At 31.3% G+C, this 20,398-nt stretch carries 7 protein-coding genes; 3 read left to right on the forward strand and 4 right to left on the reverse strand.

Annotation, left to right across the window (positions count from 1 at the left end; genetic code table 11):
- Window positions 1–3: 3 nt before the first annotated feature.
- From V7R38_RS04910 to V7R38_RS04925, 4 genes are all read right to left on the reverse strand, one after another.
- Window positions 4–11,115 (reverse strand): T9SS type B sorting domain-containing protein, encoded by an 11,112-nt coding sequence (locus V7R38_RS04910; protein ID WP_334056288.1) that lies wholly within the window; start codon window positions 11,113–11,115, stop codon window positions 4–6.
- 21 nt (window positions 11,116–11,136) lie between these two features.
- Entirely contained in the window at window positions 11,137–12,789 is a 1,653-nt protein-coding gene (locus V7R38_RS04915) for a PorP/SprF family type IX secretion system membrane protein (RefSeq protein WP_334056289.1), read from the reverse strand.
- Window positions 12,790–16,494 (reverse strand): T9SS type B sorting domain-containing protein, encoded by a 3,705-nt coding sequence (locus tag V7R38_RS04920; RefSeq protein WP_334056291.1) that lies wholly within the window; start codon window positions 16,492–16,494, stop codon window positions 12,790–12,792.
- Between the two features lie 187 nt (window positions 16,495–16,681).
- Complete coding sequence (locus V7R38_RS04925; RefSeq protein ID WP_334056293.1) at window positions 16,682–18,760, reverse strand: M13 family metallopeptidase; 2,079 nt, start codon at window positions 18,758–18,760, stop codon at window positions 16,682–16,684.
- A gap of 142 nt (window positions 18,761–18,902) precedes the next feature.
- Here V7R38_RS04925 and trxA point away from each other — a divergent pair, with 142 nt between their 5' ends.
- The 3 genes from trxA (at window position 18,903) to V7R38_RS04940 (ending at window position 20,398) form a co-directional block, all read left to right on the forward strand.
- Window positions 18,903–19,262, forward strand: coding sequence for a thioredoxin (trxA, locus tag V7R38_RS04930; protein ID WP_334056295.1), 360 nt, complete (start codon window positions 18,903–18,905; stop codon window positions 19,260–19,262).
- Between the two features lie 135 nt (window positions 19,263–19,397).
- Complete coding sequence (locus tag V7R38_RS04935) at window positions 19,398–19,736, forward strand: PadR family transcriptional regulator (RefSeq protein ID WP_334056297.1); 339 nt, start codon at window positions 19,398–19,400, stop codon at window positions 19,734–19,736.
- 11 nt (window positions 19,737–19,747) lie between these two features.
- The gene (locus V7R38_RS04940; RefSeq protein ID WP_334056299.1) at window positions 19,748–20,398 is read left to right on the forward strand and encodes a hypothetical protein; all 651 of its coding nucleotides are present in this window, start codon (window positions 19,748–19,750) and stop codon (window positions 20,396–20,398) included.

A 20,398-nucleotide genomic window follows, 5' to 3' on the forward strand; every position in this document is an offset into this window, starting at 1 on the left:
TTTTTATCTGTATAAAGTAAAGTTGCCCATTAATCTTCTTCTCATTCCTGGTTTTTGATCGTAATAAATTACATACCAATAATCACCTGATGGAAGTGGTTTGTTGTTGTATAAACCATCCCAACAATTGTTTACGCCTTTAAAAGTTTTAAGTAATCTGCTGTATCTATCATAAATTAAAACTTCTATGTTATGATAGTCTTTAACTTTTGTAGGATACCAGCAATCGTGTTTTCCATTTCCATTTGGTGTAAAGAAATTCGGAATTTCGATATCTATAAACTCACCCAAAATAGCAATGTATTCTACACAACCTCTGCTGTCTTTTACAGCAATATTGTAAATTCTGGTTTCAGTAATTATAAAGGTGTTTTCTGCCGTAAACGAACCATTATCTATACTGTAAGTATAAGGAGGTACACCACCTGAAGCATTAGCAATTAGTTTATTTATTTCTGAGGTATCTATTTCTAAAATTAACTCAGGATTCTCTTTAATTGAAATAGTTTCACTTGTAGAACAACCGTTTTTATGAGTAGCTGTAATAGTATAATTACCAGGAACTAACTCTATAAAAATACCTTCTTGCTGAGGATTTGTACCATTTATGGTATAGGTTACATCACCTTCATATAAATCATCTACTAAAGCAAAAACTGTAGCATTATTATTACAAGTATATTCAGGAGATAAAACCAAGTCTAGGTTAACACTAGATTCTAAATCTACAGAGAAATTGGTGGTACAATTATTAGCATCAACCACAGTGATTTGATAGGTTTTACCACCTTCTAAATCAGAATATGCAAACTGATTTTCTACAAAAGCACCATTATCTAACTTTACATTATAAGGAGCAGTACCACCTTCAATTTCAATTTCGAAACCACCATCACTTTCTCCAACACATGTGGCTTGCTGAATATCTTTTACACTTACCTTAAGTTCATCTACTTCATCAATAGTTACTTCTGTAGAATTAACTTCACAGTTCAACTCATCTTTAATTGTAACTTGATAAGTGCCAGGACTTAGGTTAGCAAAAGTATTATCAGTCTGAAAGTTTGTACCATCTATACTATAACTAACTACTCCTCGTCCACCTGAAGAGGTAACTACAATACTACCATTGTTTCCCCCAAAACAAAGTATATTTTCTGATGTAACCTCTTCTATTGTAAGTGGATTAGGATTATTAATTATAACTTGTTCAGACACTTCACAACCATTTTCATGAACCGCTGTTATTGTATAGCTACCAGTAGCCAAATCACTAAAAATACCTGACGTTTGTAAAGCACCATTGTTGATAGAATATTGCACTTTATTCGCTTCTGTGGCATTAACAGTAGCTTCTATTTCAGACAGGTAATTAAGACAGTTTAAAGTAGTGTTTGTAGTTAAGTTTAATGATACTCCAGCTTCTATATCTACAGAAAAATTGGTAGTACAATTGTTAGCATCAACTACAGTGATTTGATAGGTTTTACCACCTTCTAAATCAGAAAATATAAACTGATTTTCTATAAAAGCACCATTGTCTAATTTTACATTATAAGGAGCAGTACCACCTTCAATTTCAATTTCAAAACCAGCATCACTTTCTCCAAAACAAGTAGCATGCTGAACGTCTTTTAAGCTTACTTTCAGCTCTTCTACTTCATCAATAACTACAGCAGTAGAAACAACTTGACAATCTAACTCATCTTTTATGGTAACTTGATAAGTGCCTTTACTTAGGTTTGTAAACGTATTATCAGTTTGAAAGTTAACGCCATCTATACTATAACTAACCACTCCTTGTCCACCTGAAGAGGTAACTACAATACTACCATTGTTTCCCCCAAAACAAAGTATATCTTGTGTTGAAACCCCTTCTATTGTAAGTGGATTAGGATTATTAATTATAACTTGTTCAGACACTTCACAACCATTTTCATGAACCGCTGTTATTGTATAGCTACCACTAGCCAAATCACTAAAAATACCCGACGTTTGTAAAGCACCATTATTGATAGAATATTGCACTTTGCTTGATGCAGATGCATTTACAGAAGCCTCAATTGTAGATAGGTAATTGGTACAACTTAAGGTTGTGTTGCTAGTTAAATTAACCTCTACAGCCTCCTCTAAAGGCACTACAAGAAAATCTTCACATCCTTTAGCATCTTCTATAAAAATTACATAGGTTTTACCACCTTCTAAATTGCTAAATGAAAGCTGATTTTCTACAAAAGCGGCTCCGTTTAAACTTGTTTTATAAGGAGGATTTCCACCTGTAATTTCTAAATCGAAAGCAGCATTTTTACTACCTAAACATAATTCTTGTTGAACATTTATTGCATTTGATGTTAATTGGTCTGGTTCTGTAATTTCTACAGTTTCACTTACAAAACAACCACTTTCATCTTGTACAGTAACATTGTAAATGCCTGCTGGTAAATTATTAAATACGTTTATAGATTCATACTTAACTTGATCTATACTGTACACTAAGTCTCCTGTTCCACCAGTTGCATTAATTACAATACTACCATCTAAATTACCAAAACAGCTTATGTTAGAAACTACAACTGGAGTTTGTATTTCTAAAGCTACAGGTTCTGTTATAGTGTAACTTACTGTAGTAAATACACAATCTTCACTATATACTTTAATTTTATAAGTACCAGATGATAAACCACTAAAAGTATCCTCATCTTGCCTGTTTCTAAGTATTACATCTGCATCACTCAATAGTTCATATTGATAGTTTCCAAAACCACCACTGGCAATTGCCGATATTACAGCTCCTGTTTCTGCAGCACAACTTACATTAGCTGCACTTGTATCTAAGATTGCAGTTAACGGATTTAAAGCATCGATTTCTACAATTGCAGAAGCTTCAGAGATACAGCCATTGTCATCTTTTGCATAAAATTGATGCGTACCCACTGCAACTTCAAAAATTGGAGAATTGGTAAAAGAAATTCCGTCTTTACTATACGTATAGTTTCCAGAACCTCCACTTGCACTCAAGGTAACTTCAGATAAATTAGAAGAACAAGTAATAGCTGTTGTAATATTTGCAGTAACTAAAACAGCATCAGGATTATCAATGACTACATTGTAAGTCTTTGAACACGAATATTCATCTGAAATAACAATAGTATAATTACCAGCAGTTAAATTATCGAAAACATTGCTTTCTTGTTTAACACTTAAAATGCCACTATCTTTTTGAATTTGATAATAGTATTTTACAGGATTGCCTTGACCACCTGCTACATTTGATAGTGTAATTGCGCCATCTTTTTCATCAAAACAAACCAAATCTGCAACAGTAATATCTGCTGTAATTTCTAACGGATTTTCTAATGTAAAAGATTTATCTACAACACAATTAAATTTATCTTTTACAAAAATAATATAATCTTCTGCAGCTAAATTATCTATTAAATTGTTGGTAGAGAAGCTTTGTATAATAGTACCACTAGCTGTTGCTAATTGGTATTCATATTCTTGCCAACCACCAAAAGCATCAATTAATAAGGTTCCACTATTTGCAGAAACACAGGTTATAGGTGTTGTAATAAAGTCAAAATCTAATGCTTCTGCAGGGCCTTCTATAGAAAAAGGTGCTGATTCTACATCACAAAAAGGGCTATCTAATTGTGTTATTTTTATATAATACTCGCCTTCTGTTAAATTATTAATTATAGTTTCACCTGAACCAGAACCTACAAATGTTGTTGGTAAATTGGTGATTTTATCAAATAAAATATAATCGTAATTTCCTGAATAAATGGTTGTACTAGAAAACTGAAAGGACACACTACCAGTTGCACTATTTGCACAACTTAAATCGTTATTTTTTTGAACAATTATGTCAAATTCATTTACGTTTTCTATGGTATAGTTGGTTTCTAGGTAACAATTAGTGTCTAAATTAAGTACTCTAATTGTATAACTACCTTCTGCGATATCTGTAAAAATTCCAGTAGTATTTGTTTCTGTAAAACCAGTGTTGTTTGAAATTGTATAAGATTTGTTTGCACCACTAACTTCTGTATTTGTGGTTACAGAAATAGAAGCACCTGTTTTACAATCTGCGCTTACATCTTCTGTGATAAAAATATCGGTTAAAGCAAAAAATTCATTTACAGTGGTTTGAATGGAAGCAGAACAACCTTCATCATCGTAAATAACTATAGTAAAATTGCCACCATTTGTATCGCTTAAAATATAAGTATCATTATTACCTGTTTGTACAATTTCATCATCTGCAGTAGTTGCTGTACCCTTATTGTTAATGAAATCTATTTGTGTATAATTACCACTACCACCCATAATCAAAGCAGTATCTATTGTTATGCTTGCGTTGTTGTAAGTATTTCCTGTAGTACAAGAAAAATCGGTAATAGTTGGTGTAGGAATTTGAATAGGATCAAATTCATTTACAGTAACATTTGCCTCTACAATTGTACAATTGTTATTACCAAGTGCTGTAATTGTATAAGTACCTGGAGCAACATTTATAAAACTGTTAGTGGTTGCATCGAAACTACCAGAAACTGGCGATATTGAATACGTATAGTCTAAACTAGAGTTGCTATTTTGCAATGCAATGGTACCAGAATTAGTGCCAGAACAGGTGCTATTATCTACACTGAATGTAAAGGTAGGATCTTCTTTTGATAAAACTTCTACAGTGATGCTTTTACTACAATTGGTCGCTAAATCAAATACGGTAATTGTATACACACCTGCATCTGATAATTGAATAGTTTCAGTGGCAGAAGCTAAGGTAGTTCTAGAAATTATACTTGTGCTAGCACTATTTACAACTTCATATTCGTAATTATTAGAACCTTGTAATACATTTATTTCTACGCTAGCGTCTGCATTTAGAGTACAATCTAAATTTTTAGTAATAGTCGCCTCAAAGTTTAGAGGAGGATAAATAATAACATTTTCTGGCAGACTTAAACAACCATTGCTATCCATAACAATAGCTGTATAATTACCAGCAGCTAAATCGTAAAAATTGGCATCTGATTGAAAAGTTACGCCATTATCAATCGAATAAAAATATGGAGCCAATCCTTTAGAAGCATTTATTATAATGCTATTATTTAGTGTACATAAATTACTTGTTATGTTTTGTATTTCTGGTTTTTCGCTAATGTTAATGAGAACGTTACCTAAATCTTTTAAACAAGAAAACTCATCAGAAACAGCCACATTTATGGTTGATGCAATTGTAGCATCAACTAAATTATTTACATCTATTTCTACAGCTCTATCCTGAGTTGTAATTGGGTTGATGAAATTGGTACTTGTTAAGGTGAATGTATAATCACCAAATCCGCCAGAAATGGCATCAATATTTACAATACCTGGTTGGTTACAAGTAATATCTCTTAAAACTGATATTGAACCATTTATTTCTGCACCTCTATTAATTCTTGCATTTCTGCTTCCCCAAGAACAAGCATTATTTGTAATTACCAAATAGAAATTACCTGCAGGCAAATTAGAAACTACAATATCATTTAAATTACTTTGAGAACCATTTCTGACAGGTAAATTGGTATCAACATCAAACAATTGCCAATTTAAAGTGCCTGATAAATTATTACTAGGATCGTTAATGGTAAATGTTAATTCACCAGTATCTGAAGTTGCACAAGCCTCTTGAGTAACGTTTGCTGCTATTTCTACTTCTGGTGTAAATGAGTCGTAAATATCTACACTATTTTCTTTAATACAACCAGTTGCATCTTTTACATAAAAGTAATATCCTAAACCAGGAGTTAAGTTTTCAAAAACATAAGTTGTACCATTTACAATAGTTGGAGACACCCAATTGCTAGTAGAATTTACAGCAAATTCGTAAGGAGCAACACCATCTTGAGCTTCTACAGTAACTTGGAAACCATCTTTACAATCTCCTGTAGCTGAAGAGCTAACAATTAAATTAGATACATGAAATGGCATTCTAAAATTATCTAAAACTTTTATACACCTAACAGTTACTCCATCTGTTTCTAATAATCGCAACACAGGTGTAAATACTGTACCTGAGCTTATGCTCATAAATGTGTTGTTATTAGACCAAGTTGTACCATTATCAATAGAATATTCTAAAGTATAAGGAGCATAACTGTTTGAGGTAATAAATTCTATTCCAAATTGATTTAAATCTGTAACTCCACAAGTTGGTAGAATAGGATTGATAGTTGCAGTTAATTCAACAGGATTTTCTATAAGCGAACTAATTGTTTTTGTACAATTATTGGCATCAGTAATTGTAATGGTATAAGTATCTGCATCTAAATTATAATACTCTTTTGTTGTATTGTAAATGTTAGTAGAGGTTTCTGTAAACCCTAAGGTATTTGAAACATTAATAGTATATGGTGTAAGACCTCCAGAAAAATCTAAAGTTAAATTACCTTTTTCATCAAAACATTTTGGCTGAATTACAGAAGCTGTAATATCAACATCTGCAGCTTTATTTATAGTTACAGTATCTACATATTCGCAATAATTTGTAGCTCCATTATTGTCTCTTACATATACTTTATAATCGCCAGCAGTTGTAATATTTTGACTACTATTTGCGCTAAAATCGGCATTGGTAATTGTAGCAGTTGAACTAATAAAGGCATACACATAATTGCTATCACCACCTGTTGCAGTTATGTTTATTGAACCAGGATTACAACCAATATCTGCAGTAACAATACTAGCATTTAATTGATTGTTTAAAACAATGTTTTGTTCTAAAACTTCACATGAAAATCCGTCTTTTACTTCTACAGTATACGTATTTGGTTGAAGATTTGTAAAGGTAAAAGTGTTTGTATTTGCAGTACTTGGTGATTGCCAAGGACCATTATTTAAACGGAAAACGTAATTGTCATTACCTTGAGTAACATCAATTTTAATTTCACCATTTGTACCATTAAAACAACTAGTTACAGTGGTATCTATTAATAACGATTTTGCAGGATTTACAGTAATAGAAGCACCCATTGCTGTTTCACAACCTTTGCTATCTCTAGCTTTAATGGTGTAATTACCAGCAACAACACTCGTAAAGTCATCTACCCAAGTTGCTCCATTATCTATTGAATATTGATAAGGAGGATTACCACCAGTTGCATTTACATCTAAAGCTGCAGTTGCATTTGTACAGGTAATTTCTTGAGCTATACTTGCTGTAACTTGCAATTCATTAGGTTCAGAAATGGTAACATTTCCTAAATCTAGGGTACAACTATCAGATTGTACACGCAGGCTATAATCACCTTTATCTAGGTTGTTAATGGTTAATTGAGATGAACTTGCAGTAACCCAAGAACCACCATTTAAAGAAAATTCAAAAGAAGAATTGTAGTTGCTAGCTTCTATTGTAATACTTCCATTTGCTTCACCAAAACAAGAAATATCTGTTGAGTTGGCTACAAAACTGCTAAATCCTTGATTTGGTAAAACAGTTACTTGAACTTCTTCTAAACACTCACTACCTATGTTTACAGAAATGGTATGATTCCCTTCTGGAACATCAGCAAAAATATTTGAATTCGTAAACGGATTTCCATCTAAACTATACAAATAACCAGTTGTGTTTGGTAAAATTTCTATGGTAGCATTTCCTGTACAGCTGTAACTTAAATTGGTAGTAAAAATAGGTGCTGTAGGTAAAGGATCTATGATAATATCATTAAGAGCCAAAGTACAATCGTTAGCATCTTTTATAGTGGGTGTATAAGTGCCTTCTTTTAAGTTTGGAAAACTAGTTTCCTCAAAGAAATTAACACCATCTATACTATAAGTATATGGAGTATTACCTCCAGAAACCGAATCAAAAGTTATGGTTGCATCTGTATTACAAGTGTAATTTTGGGTGATTGATGCATTACCAGTAATTTTTGCAGCTTCAGTAATAACAATATCTTTGGTGTAATTACAAGTATCTAAAGCTTTAGTTGCTCTTATTAAAACCTTATAGTTACCAGCATTTAAATTGTTAAATAAATTTTCTGTTTGATAATTTGTGCCATTATCTATACTATAATTTAAGGTATAGTTATTTACATCTTGATCTGGAGTAATAGAAAAACTTCCATTCTGATTTCCATTACAAGTAACATTTTGAATTGATTCAGAAAAAGTAAAAGCTGGTTCTGCTATCACTTCAGTAGGATTAGAAAACGTGAAACAATTGTTACCATCTACAATTACAAATTGATATACACCTTCATCTCCTGGAGCTATTTCTAAATAACTATCTGTAAAGAATTCAATGATTGGAATGGTTGTAGGGTTTGCATACAATTCTACACCATCTATAGACCAAATTGCATAATTATAAATTGGGGTACCACCTGTAGTTGTTAAATCTATTCTACCATTTGTACAACTAATATTTTTGGTAGTAACAGCTGTTAATGCTAGTGGTTCTGGTTTTGTAATGGTTACATCACCCTCAAAAGAACAATTGTTAGGAGCAGTAACTTTAACAGTATAAACACCAGCTTCAGATACAACAAAGGTATGATCGTTGTCTATTTTTGGTGATGTTTCAGATAATAGTTGCCCCTCTTTAAATATCTGATACACATACTCACCATCTACATTATTTACTTGAACTCTAATGGTACCATCAGAATCTGAACACTGAATTTGGTCTACAATTAAATCTACTTCTATGTTTTTTTCAAAGACATCAATTGCAGGTAATTCATAAACACAAGAAGTTGCAGAACCACCTTTTTTTCTAACGAATACTGTGTAAGTTCCAGCTGCAGTAATATCAAAAGAATTACTGTCTTGAAAAGTATTGATATCGTTTGTTAAACTAAATTGATAATTACCAGGAATATTATTGATGGTTATATTACCAATGTTACCACAAATTAAATCTGTTTTATCTACTAAAGGATCTAAAGTTGCTTGAAAAACATCAAAATAATAACGCTTAAAACAACCACCTTGAGCTCTAATTTCTACCCTATATTTTCCTGGTTCGTTTGCATTGTAATCGTTACCAGTTTTAACAGTGTTCCAAGTACAAGAGTTGCTCGTATTTGGACAATCTGCACTGCTATCATCTATACAAGAATTTTCATCTAACTTTTGCCATAAAATGGTATTTGAGTTGTAAATATTTGTTTTAATAAGTTTACTGCTTTCTGTACCACATAAATAAATTTCTGATAGCTCAGAACCGTCATCTGAACATACTTTTACTTCGTCTGCAAAGTCAATAACTGGGTTTGGTTGCGTAATAAATGATACTACATTTATAATTTCTTGACTGCTAATACACCCTACAGGTGCAACTTTATCTACGGTATATCTTCCAACTTTATCTACTGTAATGGTTTGTGTATTTCCAATAACATCTCCATTTGCATTTTTCCAAGTGTAAGATAAAAATCCTGCTCCAGCAGTTAAATCTACAGTGTCTGTACAAAGTACTTCTTCTCTTTCATATGTACATTGATCTACATCTGCTAAGAAATTAGATGGCCCTTCATAACCTCTATTACAAGCATCTACTCCAAAATAACTTGGTGTGTTGTTTGTGGTTACACCATTTATTTCTCCTGTGAAATTTACAAACGCTTGATTTTGAATGATGTTAGAACAAACGTCTCTTAACTCATTACAAGATTCTACTACTTTTACTTTTAACCTGATATTATAAGTTGGGTCACCTAGCTCTACTAAATCGTCTGGAATTGTAAATACAAGTTCACCTCTAAATTCATTGGCTACTGTTGGTGCTTGGTAGGTGTAAGTTACTCCTAAAGGCATTATAAGTTCGGTTTCGAACAAGTCAACATTTTTAGGTAACCTGTCTATGATTGTAGTATTTGTAGCATTGTCATTACCCTTATTTCTAAATGCGATATTGTACCAAATTTCGTTTCCTAAATTAACTTCACCCCCAGAAATATCATTACCATTTGTATCCTCTATGGTTTTTACGAGTTCAATGTCTGGCTCTATAATTTCTACACTCATGGCATTTAGAAATACCCAATAACCATCTCCACTAGTGGTTAATTTTATATCTGCATCTGTTTGATCGTTTGCAATAAGTTGATTGTTTACATTGTTCAGATTAAAAATATCAGCATCAAAACCTAAAGTGTTTTCACTACTTGGACTTCTATTGGCCAAGAATTGATCATTAACTGTAATAGAACCGTTAAAAAAGTTAGTTGCAGGGTTTGTGTTTGGTGTAGAAAGGGTTTGAAAAGTTCCGTTAATGTCTTTCATTTGAAAACGATCTCCCTTAATAGATTTATCACCTTCTAAAGCAGCTACCAACATTTTTGCTCTTACAGGCCCATTAGGAATTGTTTTAAAACCAGAATATGAAACCTCTGCATTTACAGAATTAGAACCCCCTTTTACAGCTGTAAATCCGTCAAAAATAGAAACCCTTCTTGTAGGCTCTAACTCGTTTTCATAGATTACAACCATAATCCAACCTGCAGATGAACCTGTGTTACTTTTACCTCTAACAGTGGCTTTTATATTGGCAGCAACATAATCACCATTTGGTGAATCTTGGGCATCTATAATTGTTGTGATATCTTTAAAACAGGTATAAACAATTTTTTCTTTGGTGCCAGAAATGGTTGGTCCATCAAAAATAACATCACCTGTAACATCTTGATATTCTTGGTTTGGTAATTTAAATTTAATGGTATTTACATCTACATCTCTTGTACTGTTAACATCATTCCAATATTTTCTTGGATATACTGCAGACCAATATAAACCTGCAAAAACTACTTTAGAACAGCCAGGTAAATTTAAGGCTGCTTTGCTGGAAGAAAATGTGGTAGGATCATTATCAATATCTATATAATCTAGATTTAATTTATTGTTTCCTTGGCTTCCATTGTAATCATCATTAGGTACAGTACCATCTTGATTTTTACTTACAATACTATTGGCAATAAAAGTGATGTCTCCTTTAAGGTTTACACCTCCATTTTGCAGTCGTTGTTTAAATTCTACGAAAGTTTGCGAGTAGGTTTGGTTTGCAAAACTTATAATTACAATCAATGCAATTATACACTTCTTTAGGGTTTGTTGGGTATTCATCTTGTGGGGGTATTATGAATGTTAGTCTTCTACTTTTAAGATCCATTTATCGTGAACATATTTTCCGTTCACATTGTTATAAATTAATTTAATTATTTCTCTTTGACTCTTTGCGTATGCTATATATACGTACCTATAATTTTTAATAGGATGTATAAAATAGTTAGGGTTTAAATCATCCTTTTTTAAATTCTCCATAAATGAATTTGCATAGTTTTCATTTGAGAAAACATTTACAATTAGATAGAAACCTGCTTCTATATCATCAGTTCTTTTAATAATTTCCATTTTAGGCAAATCAGAAACTTTTTTAGCTACAGGTAAGCTATCCTTTTCATTTTCTAAGGAATTAATTTTTTCTTTTATTGATATACTATCTTTCTCATTTTGGGGTATTTTGGTTTTATTCTCTATTGATAAACTGTCTTTCTGATACTTAGATGCTATACTTTTATTTTTAAGTGATAAGCTATCCTTACTACTTTGGTTAGACTTAATTTTGTCATTAATTGATAAACTATCCTTATTCTTTTGAATAGATTTTGATTTATTGATAGCTTTTAAACTATCAATTTGAATTTGAAGCGCCTTAATTTTTTCGTTAATAGAAATGCTATCTTTTAAAGTTGCAGCTGTTTTTATTTGTTTCGCATTTAAACTGTCTTTTTGAACTTTTTCAGCATCAATAATTTTGGGTTCAGTATTTTTTAGGTCTTCTTCAATGGTTTCAATTTCACTTTTTATTGGAGTATTGTAGCTGATGTTGTTGCTAGGTTTTTTAGCAAAGGAATACACAATACCTAATTCGCTTGTAGGGCCTAAATCGTTTTTTCCTGTTTCATAAACATAAGAAACCGCTACTTTTTGTGATAATCGAATTCCTAAACCTACAGATGTTCCAAAAAAATCATCATAACCACCTTGCACCCAACCAAGTTTAGGTAAATCTAGTAGTACATTTCCTGTAGAACCACTGTTGGTATTGTAATTAGCGCTATAAAAAAAACGCAAAAGTCCATCTTCAAGTAGCTTGATATTACTATTTATAGGTTCTGTAAATTGCGCATGAATAGAAAAAGACTTTTCTGAAATGGGTGTAATAAAATCGCCTTCTTTTAAATTGTAATCTACTGCATCTCTTAAATTTACACCAACATTAAATTTACCATAATTGTAATTTAAGCCCGTTTGTAAAATAATATTTGTCTTTTCTTGAAAGTTAAAAATAACTGCATCTGAAGCAGGATCTACAATTCTTGTTCTATCAATATCAAAATGACTAAACATAAAATTAAACCCTAAGGTTAAACTGCTTTTGGCATTTAATTTAATTTGATATGCATAGTTGGCAATGGCTCCAAAGTTGGTAAACACGCCAATTCTTTGTCTATAAATACCAACTCCAGCACCAATATTATCGTCAATTTTACCAGAAAATCCAAGAATGTTCAAAACAGGAGAACCTTCAAAACCAATAAAACTGTTTCTACTTAATATAGCAATTGATTTTCCTGTTTCATTAACTACAGTAAAAGTAGGGTTTAGTAAATAAGTATTCTGTTTCACAAAACTTTGCGAAGAAAATCTATTAAAGATTTTTTCTACAGAATCTTGAGAATACAGTGATGTTACTGTACATAATAAAATAATAATATGTCTTTGTTTCCTACACATTTATCTTATAATGTTTATGGTGCCTTTTTTTATAATATTTTCATCACTTCTAATGATGTAGAAATATAAACTTGCTGTTTTTACATTAATATCTGGCCAGTTATTTTGATAATTTTTTTGTCTTAATACAGTTCGTCCTGCATTCGAAATAATTTCTACTTCAATATTGGGTTTAAAAGCAAATTCTGACGGAATTTTCCAAGAATCGTTAACTCCATCTCCATTTGGAGTTAAAACATTTGGTACATATATATTACCAGAAATTACAGTAACCGTAAAGAATTTTTCTATTGAGCAACCATTCAAGTATGCAATAACCCTGTAATTACCTGCTTTTGTTATTTCTAAAGAAGAAGAGGTTTCTATTAAATTGTTATCCTCATCAAACCACTCATAAGTGTCTGCACCATTTACAGAAATGATTTTTGTTTCTCCTTCTTGAATGGTAATTTCATCATCAAAATCAAACTCAATAGTACTACCATCAAAAGAATTAATAGTAATTGCAGATGAGGTTTTTGAACAAGAATAACCTACAGCTTCAACAGTATAATTACCAACCTCAACAACGGTTAATGTTGTATTTGTTTCGCCTGCAATTGCTGTATTATTGAGGTACCATTGATAACTTAATCCGTTAATTTCTGGAGTGGATAAAATAATTTCTTTGTCTGTACAAAGCGCATAAATATCATCTACAGAAGCAACATTAACTTCTGGCAACCCTAGTTTTACAGCTAAAATATTCGAGTTTGATGTTTTAGAACCACTATTAATTTTAAGGTAATAAGCCCCATTTTCTTCATAATCATTAATGGTAATTTCAGGTTCATTAGATCCGTTTAAAATGTTATTGTCTTTATACCATTGAAATTCTAAAAGCTGAATTTGTGCTGCAGATAATTGGTATGTTGTGCCATTAATATCTCTAGCTTCTATGGTTTTGTAAGTAAGTTGTGTTTGTAAAGATGTACATTCTGAGTAGTTAGGCAAAGCATTAATAACTGTAATTAAACTACTAACAGCACTAACAGAGATAGCATCTATAGATTTTGTTTCTGAGCATCCGTTAGCGGTTATGGTCACTTGAGCAAAATAAACACCTGGTTCTGTTACATTTAAATTATTTGTGTTAGAATTTGGTATCTCTACATTGTCTTTAAACCAAGTTATAATTGCGTTTTGCGCATTATGAGTTACATTAAGTACTCTAGTTTCACCTTCTAAAATTATAGTTGCAGCAGTTGTAGTTGATGAAATGGTAAAGTTGCTATCAAAATTCTCAATAACAATTTCGGTAGATTTTTTTAAGCAGCCTTCATCATTTTTAACCTCTATTTGGTAAACTCCTGCTTCAGTTATTTCAAGAGTGGTTTCATTGGTATTTGTTATTGGAGATCCATTTAATAACCATTGATAAGTAACTCCATTTTGTTGGGTACTGCTTAATGTAATTTGCTTAGTGCTACAATAAATATTGGTTTGATCATTAGAAGATATTACAGGTTCAAATACACCAAGAATAATGTCTAAAACATTAGATTCAGATTTTATAGAACCATTGCTAACTTCTAAAAAATAACTACCATTTTCTACATGATTTTCTATTGTAATTTGGTTGTCTGTAAAACCATTTAGAAGGTTATTGTCTTTGTACCAATTAAAATTTAATAAACTAATTTGATTATGGGTTAAATCGTAAATATTCTGATTTTCATCTTTGGCTTTTACGCTTTCTAAAAGTAACTGAGTTCTTTCAGAAACACAATCTGAATAATTTGGTAGAGGCTTAATAAGTACATCAAAACTTTCAACAGCATTTACATTGATATTTTCTGATTTTTTAGTTTCTGAACAACCATCTACAGTATTGGTAACTGCAGCATAATAGGTTCCAGGTTCAGTAATTGTTAGAGTTGTAGTTGTTGAATTCGGAATAAGAACCCCATCTTTAAACCAATTTAAACTAGCGTTTTGAGCAGTATGTGTAATCTCTAAAACCTTTGTTTCACCAAAAAGGATAAAGTTTTCTGTCTCTGAAATTGTGTTTACAGAAAAGTTGTTGTTTACATTCGTAAATTCAATTTCGTTAGATTTAGTTGTACATCCATTTGCAGCGGATTGTACTAAATAATAAACTCCTGTTTGAGTAATTTCATAAGTATCATTTGTTGCAGTAGCAATAGCAGTATTGTCTAAATACCATTGATAATTTAGTCCAATATTCACATCCGAAGAAAGAACAATTTGTTTATTATCACAATATGTGTTTGATGCACTACTTGAAGAAATTTCAATGGTTGGTAATTTTAAATTTACTTCTAAAGTATTTGAGTTTGAGCTAACATTTCCATTTGAGGTCTGCACAAAGTATACACCATTATTTGTAAAAGTAGAAATGTTAATTTGGTTTTCTGTAGCCCCATTTAAAGGGTTATTATCTTTAAACCATGCAAAATTTAATAAGGCAATTTGAGCATCATTTAAATTATAAGCAACATTGTTGGCATCAATACCTTTTATAGTTTCTATGAATAATTGAGCTTCTGAAGAAACACAAGAAGTATAATCTGAATTTATTGTTATATTGGTTTCAAAATCTTGAAAATAATTTACAACTATATTTTCTGAGTTTTTTGTTTCTGTACAACCGTTTGCTGTATTTTTTACAGCAGTAAAATAGGTTCCTGATTCTGTTATATTTAAACTAAGTGAGTTTGAATTCGGAATTTCAACATTGTTTCTATACCAACTAATTTCGGCATTTTTTGCATCATGTGTTATAGCAATTACCCTTGTTTCTCCAGCCAAAATATTGATAGGAGTTGCACTATCAATGCTAACAGAAAAATTGGTATTTACGCTATTTATGTTTACTTCATTTGAGGTTGATGTACAACCAATTTCATTAGTAATCTCTAAACGATAAGTACCCAAATCTGCAAGGTCAGAAATGGTTAAACTTGGTGAATAAGCAGGTAAATTGGTTAGTTTCTCATTATTTTTAAACCAAGTATAGGTATATAAATTGTTGTCTACATTAGCTTCTAAAACATAGCTTTCGTTTTCACACAGATAAACCTCAGAATTTCCTAAAATTTCTGCATCTACAGCACTGCTAATACTAACTTCTATGATGTTTGATGTTGCAGGTGAATTACAAGAACCATAATAAATTTCACAGTAATATAAACCAGGATCATTTACAGTAATAGATGAGCCTCCTAATACAAATTCTTGGCCATCTTTATACCATTGCAATTGATTAGAACCAGAGTAATTAACACTAATTTCTTTAGGTTCTGCTTCACAAAGGCTTATGTTTTCAAAATTATTTAATACTAAAGCATCTAAAGACATGTAATAGGCTTCAAATACATCAGACTCTGGACTAATTATTTCTGGCGATGAAGATTTGACACGAATTTTATAATTGGCACCAGCTACATTATTTGGTATACTAAATTCTGAAGTAAACCTGAAAGCACTGTTTTTATCTGAAATTGTGTTTAAAGCTGTTGGCGATGAAAAATCACCATCTTTATTAGAAAGTTCAAGGGTAAAAACGTTGTCAGAATTAAAGACAGCATTGATAAAAGTAACTTCTAATTCATAAGAATTAAAGGAATCACTTGCACAAGCGTTAGTAAATTTTAAGACAGGTTTTAATAGTTCTTGAGATACAAAAACTTGGGTACTAAGCAATAGCAAAAGGAGTATGTAGGGGGCACCTTTTCTAATAACGATAAAATTTAAAAATCAAACACTAGGTATTTGACTAGGGGTTTAGAGGTACAAGTTACAATTTATTTTTTAAGATTGGTATTATTTCACAAAAAAAGCATCCAAGAATATTCTTGAATGCTTTGGGTATTTTTTAAATGCTATTTTTTTACCAAATACGAACTCTATCCTCTGGTTTTAAGTACATTTTATCACCTTCTTTCACATCAAAAGCGGCATAAAAAGCATCCACATTTTTAAGTGGCATATAAGCTCTGTACATTCCTGGAGCATGAGTATCTGTCATAATTCTATTTCTTAATGCATCATCTCTCATTTTGGTTCTCCAAATTGTACCCCAAGAAAGGAAAAAGCGTTGTTCTGGAGTGTAACCATCAATTTTACCTGGTCTTCCATTTTTCTCAAAGAAAATTTGTAAACCTTCGTAAGCAGCTTGCACACCACCTAAATCTCCAATATTTTCACCAAGTGTAAATTCGCCATTTAAATGCATGCTGTCTATTGCAATAATATTGCTGTACTGATCTATTAATTTTTTACCTGCTTTTTTAAATTCTTCAGAGTCTTCATCTGTCCACCAATTTTTTAGATTTCCATCGCCATCAAAACGTGCACCAGAATCATCAAAACTATGAGAAATTTCATGACCAATAACAGCGCCAATTCCACCATAATTTACAGCTTCATCTGCTCTATAATCATAAAAAGGAGGTTGTAAAATTGCTGCAGGAAATACAATTTCATTATTTACAGGGTTAAAGTATGCGTTTACAGTTTGTGGAGACATACCCCATTCTGTTCTATCAACTTCTTTACCTAATTTATTCATGTTTTGATTATAGTTCCATTTTGTAACATTAATTACATTTTCGAAATAAGAACCACCATCTTCTAAACCTTTTACTTGAAGTTCTGAGTAATCTTTCCAAACATCTGGATACGCTATTTTAACTGTTAATTTATGCAGTTTCTCTAGCGCTTTTTCTTTTGTAATTTCACTCATCCAAGGTAATTGTGCAATTCTTTTTTCGAAACCTAGCATTACATTATCAATCATTTCCTCTGCTTTTTTCTTAGCTTCTGGTGGAAACATTTTTTCTACATATAATTTTCCTAAAGCCTCACCAATTGCGCCATTTAAATTATTTAATGCACGCTCATCTCTTGGACGTTGTTTTTTAGCTCCTTGCATTTCTTTGCTATAAAACTCCCAATTTGCAGTTTCTAAATCTGTAGAAAGGGCACTTAAAGCACTGTTAATTGTGTTCCAACGTAGTAATAATTTAATATCTTCTACAGATCTGTTTTCGAAAATGTTACTCATGGCTTTAAAATACCCTAAGTCTGTTACAATTACAGTTTCAATATCTCCAACTCCAATGCCTTCTAAATGCGCTTGCCAATCTATAGCTGGTGCTAATTTTTGAAGTTCTTCAACAGACATTGGGTTGTATAATTTTCTAATATCTCTGCTTTCTTCTTTGGTCATCATTGGTTCTGCTAAGCTTTTTTCAAAAGCTACAATGGTAGCCGCATTTTGCTTTGCAGAAGCTTCATCATCACCAAATTCTTGTAACATTTTGGCTACAAAAACTTCGTATTTTTCTAATTTATCTTTCACTTTAGCATCCACATAATAATCTCTGGTTAATCCTAAAGAACCACCACTCATATAACCTGCATATTGACTACTGTTTTTTAAATCGTTAAAAACGCCAAAACCATAAAAGCCTCCTCCACCATAAGGAGCCATGTTTGTTAAATAAGTTTCTACATCATCTTTAGTAACTATTTCATCAATTTTAGATAAATAAGGCATAACAGGTGCTTTACCTTGTTTGTTTCTGGCAATAGTATCCATTATAGTTTCATAATAGTTTACTGCTTTTTCTTGATCTGAGTCTATCTCATTGCCTTGTGCATCTTTAATTTTAGGAAAATCTCTTTCTTCTATTGCAACATTTAAAATTTCTAAAACATCAGCATCTGTTTTTTTACGAAGTTGATTAAAGCCACCCCAAGAAGTTTGGTCATCAGGAATTTCGGTGTTGTCTAGCCAAGATCCGTTTACGTGTCTAAAGAAATCATCTGTAGGTTTTACAGAAGTATCCATGTTTTCTAAAACAATACCAGCTACTTTTTCTTCTTCTGGTGCATCGTTTTTACAAGAAACAAATGCTATAGAAGCTATAGCAGTTGTAAACAATAGTTTTTGAACGCTTTTCATTATTTCGATTTTTGATTAATTTATTATTAGTTGTCTAATTTTAAAATTGTTACAACAAATTAACATTTTAATTTCAAATTATGTGGTTTTGTAAGAATTTTAAATATGCTTCGACTAAATTTGTACTAAATTACGAAACAATATGACAGAGAATTTAACGAAAGAAACGTTTTTAGAAAAGGTATTTAATTTTAAAGAAAATAAAGAGTGGAAGTTTGAAGGTAAAAGACCTGCATTGATAGATTTTTATGCAGATTGGTGTGGCCCATGTAAAATGTTAGCCCCAATTTTAGAAGAACTTTCAGAAGAATATGGAGATAAAATCGATATTTATAAAATAGATACAGAAGCAGAGCAAGAACTTTCTGCTGCATTTGGAATTAGAAGTATACCTTCTATGCTATTTTGCCCTACAGAAGGAGAACCGCAAATGGCAAATGGAGCTTTACCAAAAGCAGATTTAGAAAGAGTAATTAGCGAAGTTTTAAAAGTAGAAAAGTAAAATTATTACAATTGAATGTAAAGCCTAAAATTAATTTTTAGGCTTTTTTTTGCTCTAAAAAATATACATAAGTTTTTTATGCATTAGAAAATTATGTATATATTTGAAACAATTATTTAGTTAAATATTTCAATTATGGGAAATCAGAAATTATACAAAGGCTCTTTACAAACAATCATTTTAAAATTGCTAGCTAGTAATACTAAAATGTATGGTTATGAAATAACCCAAAAAGTGAAAGAATTAACCAAGGGTGAGTTAAAAATTACTGAAGGTGCACTGTATCCTGCTTTACACAAGTTAGAAGCAGATGGTTTGTTAGATGTTGAAGTAGCTAAAGTTGGTAATAGATTGCGTAAGTACTATAAATTAACAGAAAATGGCACTAAAGAAACTGCGAGTAAGTTAGAAGAAATGCAAGATTTTTTAAAAACGATGCAGCACTTGGTAAACCCAAAGTTTAGTTTAGAGTAAATTTTATGGCTATGGAATTAACGAAAGAGCAAGTAGGTAAGGTTCAGCACTTTTTAGAAACCAAGAATTTTGATTATCTGGATTTGAAAATTGAAGTTTTAGATCATATGGTTTCTGAAATTGAAATGTTGATGGACAAGAACATCACTTTTAATAAAGCTTTTAAAATGGTTACGTTGAAATGGCAAGATGATTTTAAAATGACTTCTAGTCTTTATTTTGGAATACAATATTCAGAGTCTAAGATTGTAATTAAGAAAGCAATTAAGCAATTTCGATTGTATTTTTTGCTTTATGTAGTTTCTTATTTTCTACCACTAATTCTATTAAAATTATCAGATATTAGTTTTTCTGAAAGTTTTGTAAGTTTTGCTAATGGATTTTTAATGTCTTTTATATTGTGCATGAATGTATACGTGCTTTATATATTTATAAAAGTTAAGAAAAGTAAGGTTAAAACTACAGCAAGTTTCGTCTTGAGAACTCAATATTTTGGACTCATATTTCTAGTAGTAAGTTTACTTGTTGGTGTATTTGATAAAAATGGTTCCCTAAATCCTGTAATGACCGGTTTTACATTTGCAGGTTTTGCTGTTGTTTTTATTTGTAATCGATTTTATAAAAAACATCTAGCAGTAATCTCAAAATTTAAATCTGTGTAA

The sequence above is a fragment of the Polaribacter sp. P097 genome, assembly GCF_036864555.1.
Classification (GTDB): Bacteria; Bacteroidota; Bacteroidia; order Flavobacteriales; family Flavobacteriaceae; genus Polaribacter.

Coding starts and splice junctions, on each gene's coding strand:
- trxA (WP_334056295.1), top strand. CDS start 18,903: ATGACAGAGAATTTAACGAAAGAAACGTTTTTAGAAAAGGTATTTAAT.
- V7R38_RS04915 (WP_334056289.1), bottom strand. CDS start 12,789: ATGTGTAGGAAACAAAGACATATTATTATTTTATTATGTACAGTAACA.
- V7R38_RS04925 (WP_334056293.1), bottom strand. CDS start 18,760: ATGAAAAGCGTTCAAAAACTATTGTTTACAACTGCTATAGCTTCTATA.
- V7R38_RS04910 (WP_334056288.1), bottom strand. CDS start 11,115: ATGAATACCCAACAAACCCTAAAGAAGTGTATAATTGCATTGATTGTA.
- V7R38_RS04940 (WP_334056299.1), top strand. CDS start 19,748: ATGGAATTAACGAAAGAGCAAGTAGGTAAGGTTCAGCACTTTTTAGAA.
- V7R38_RS04935 (WP_334056297.1), top strand. CDS start 19,398: ATGGGAAATCAGAAATTATACAAAGGCTCTTTACAAACAATCATTTTA.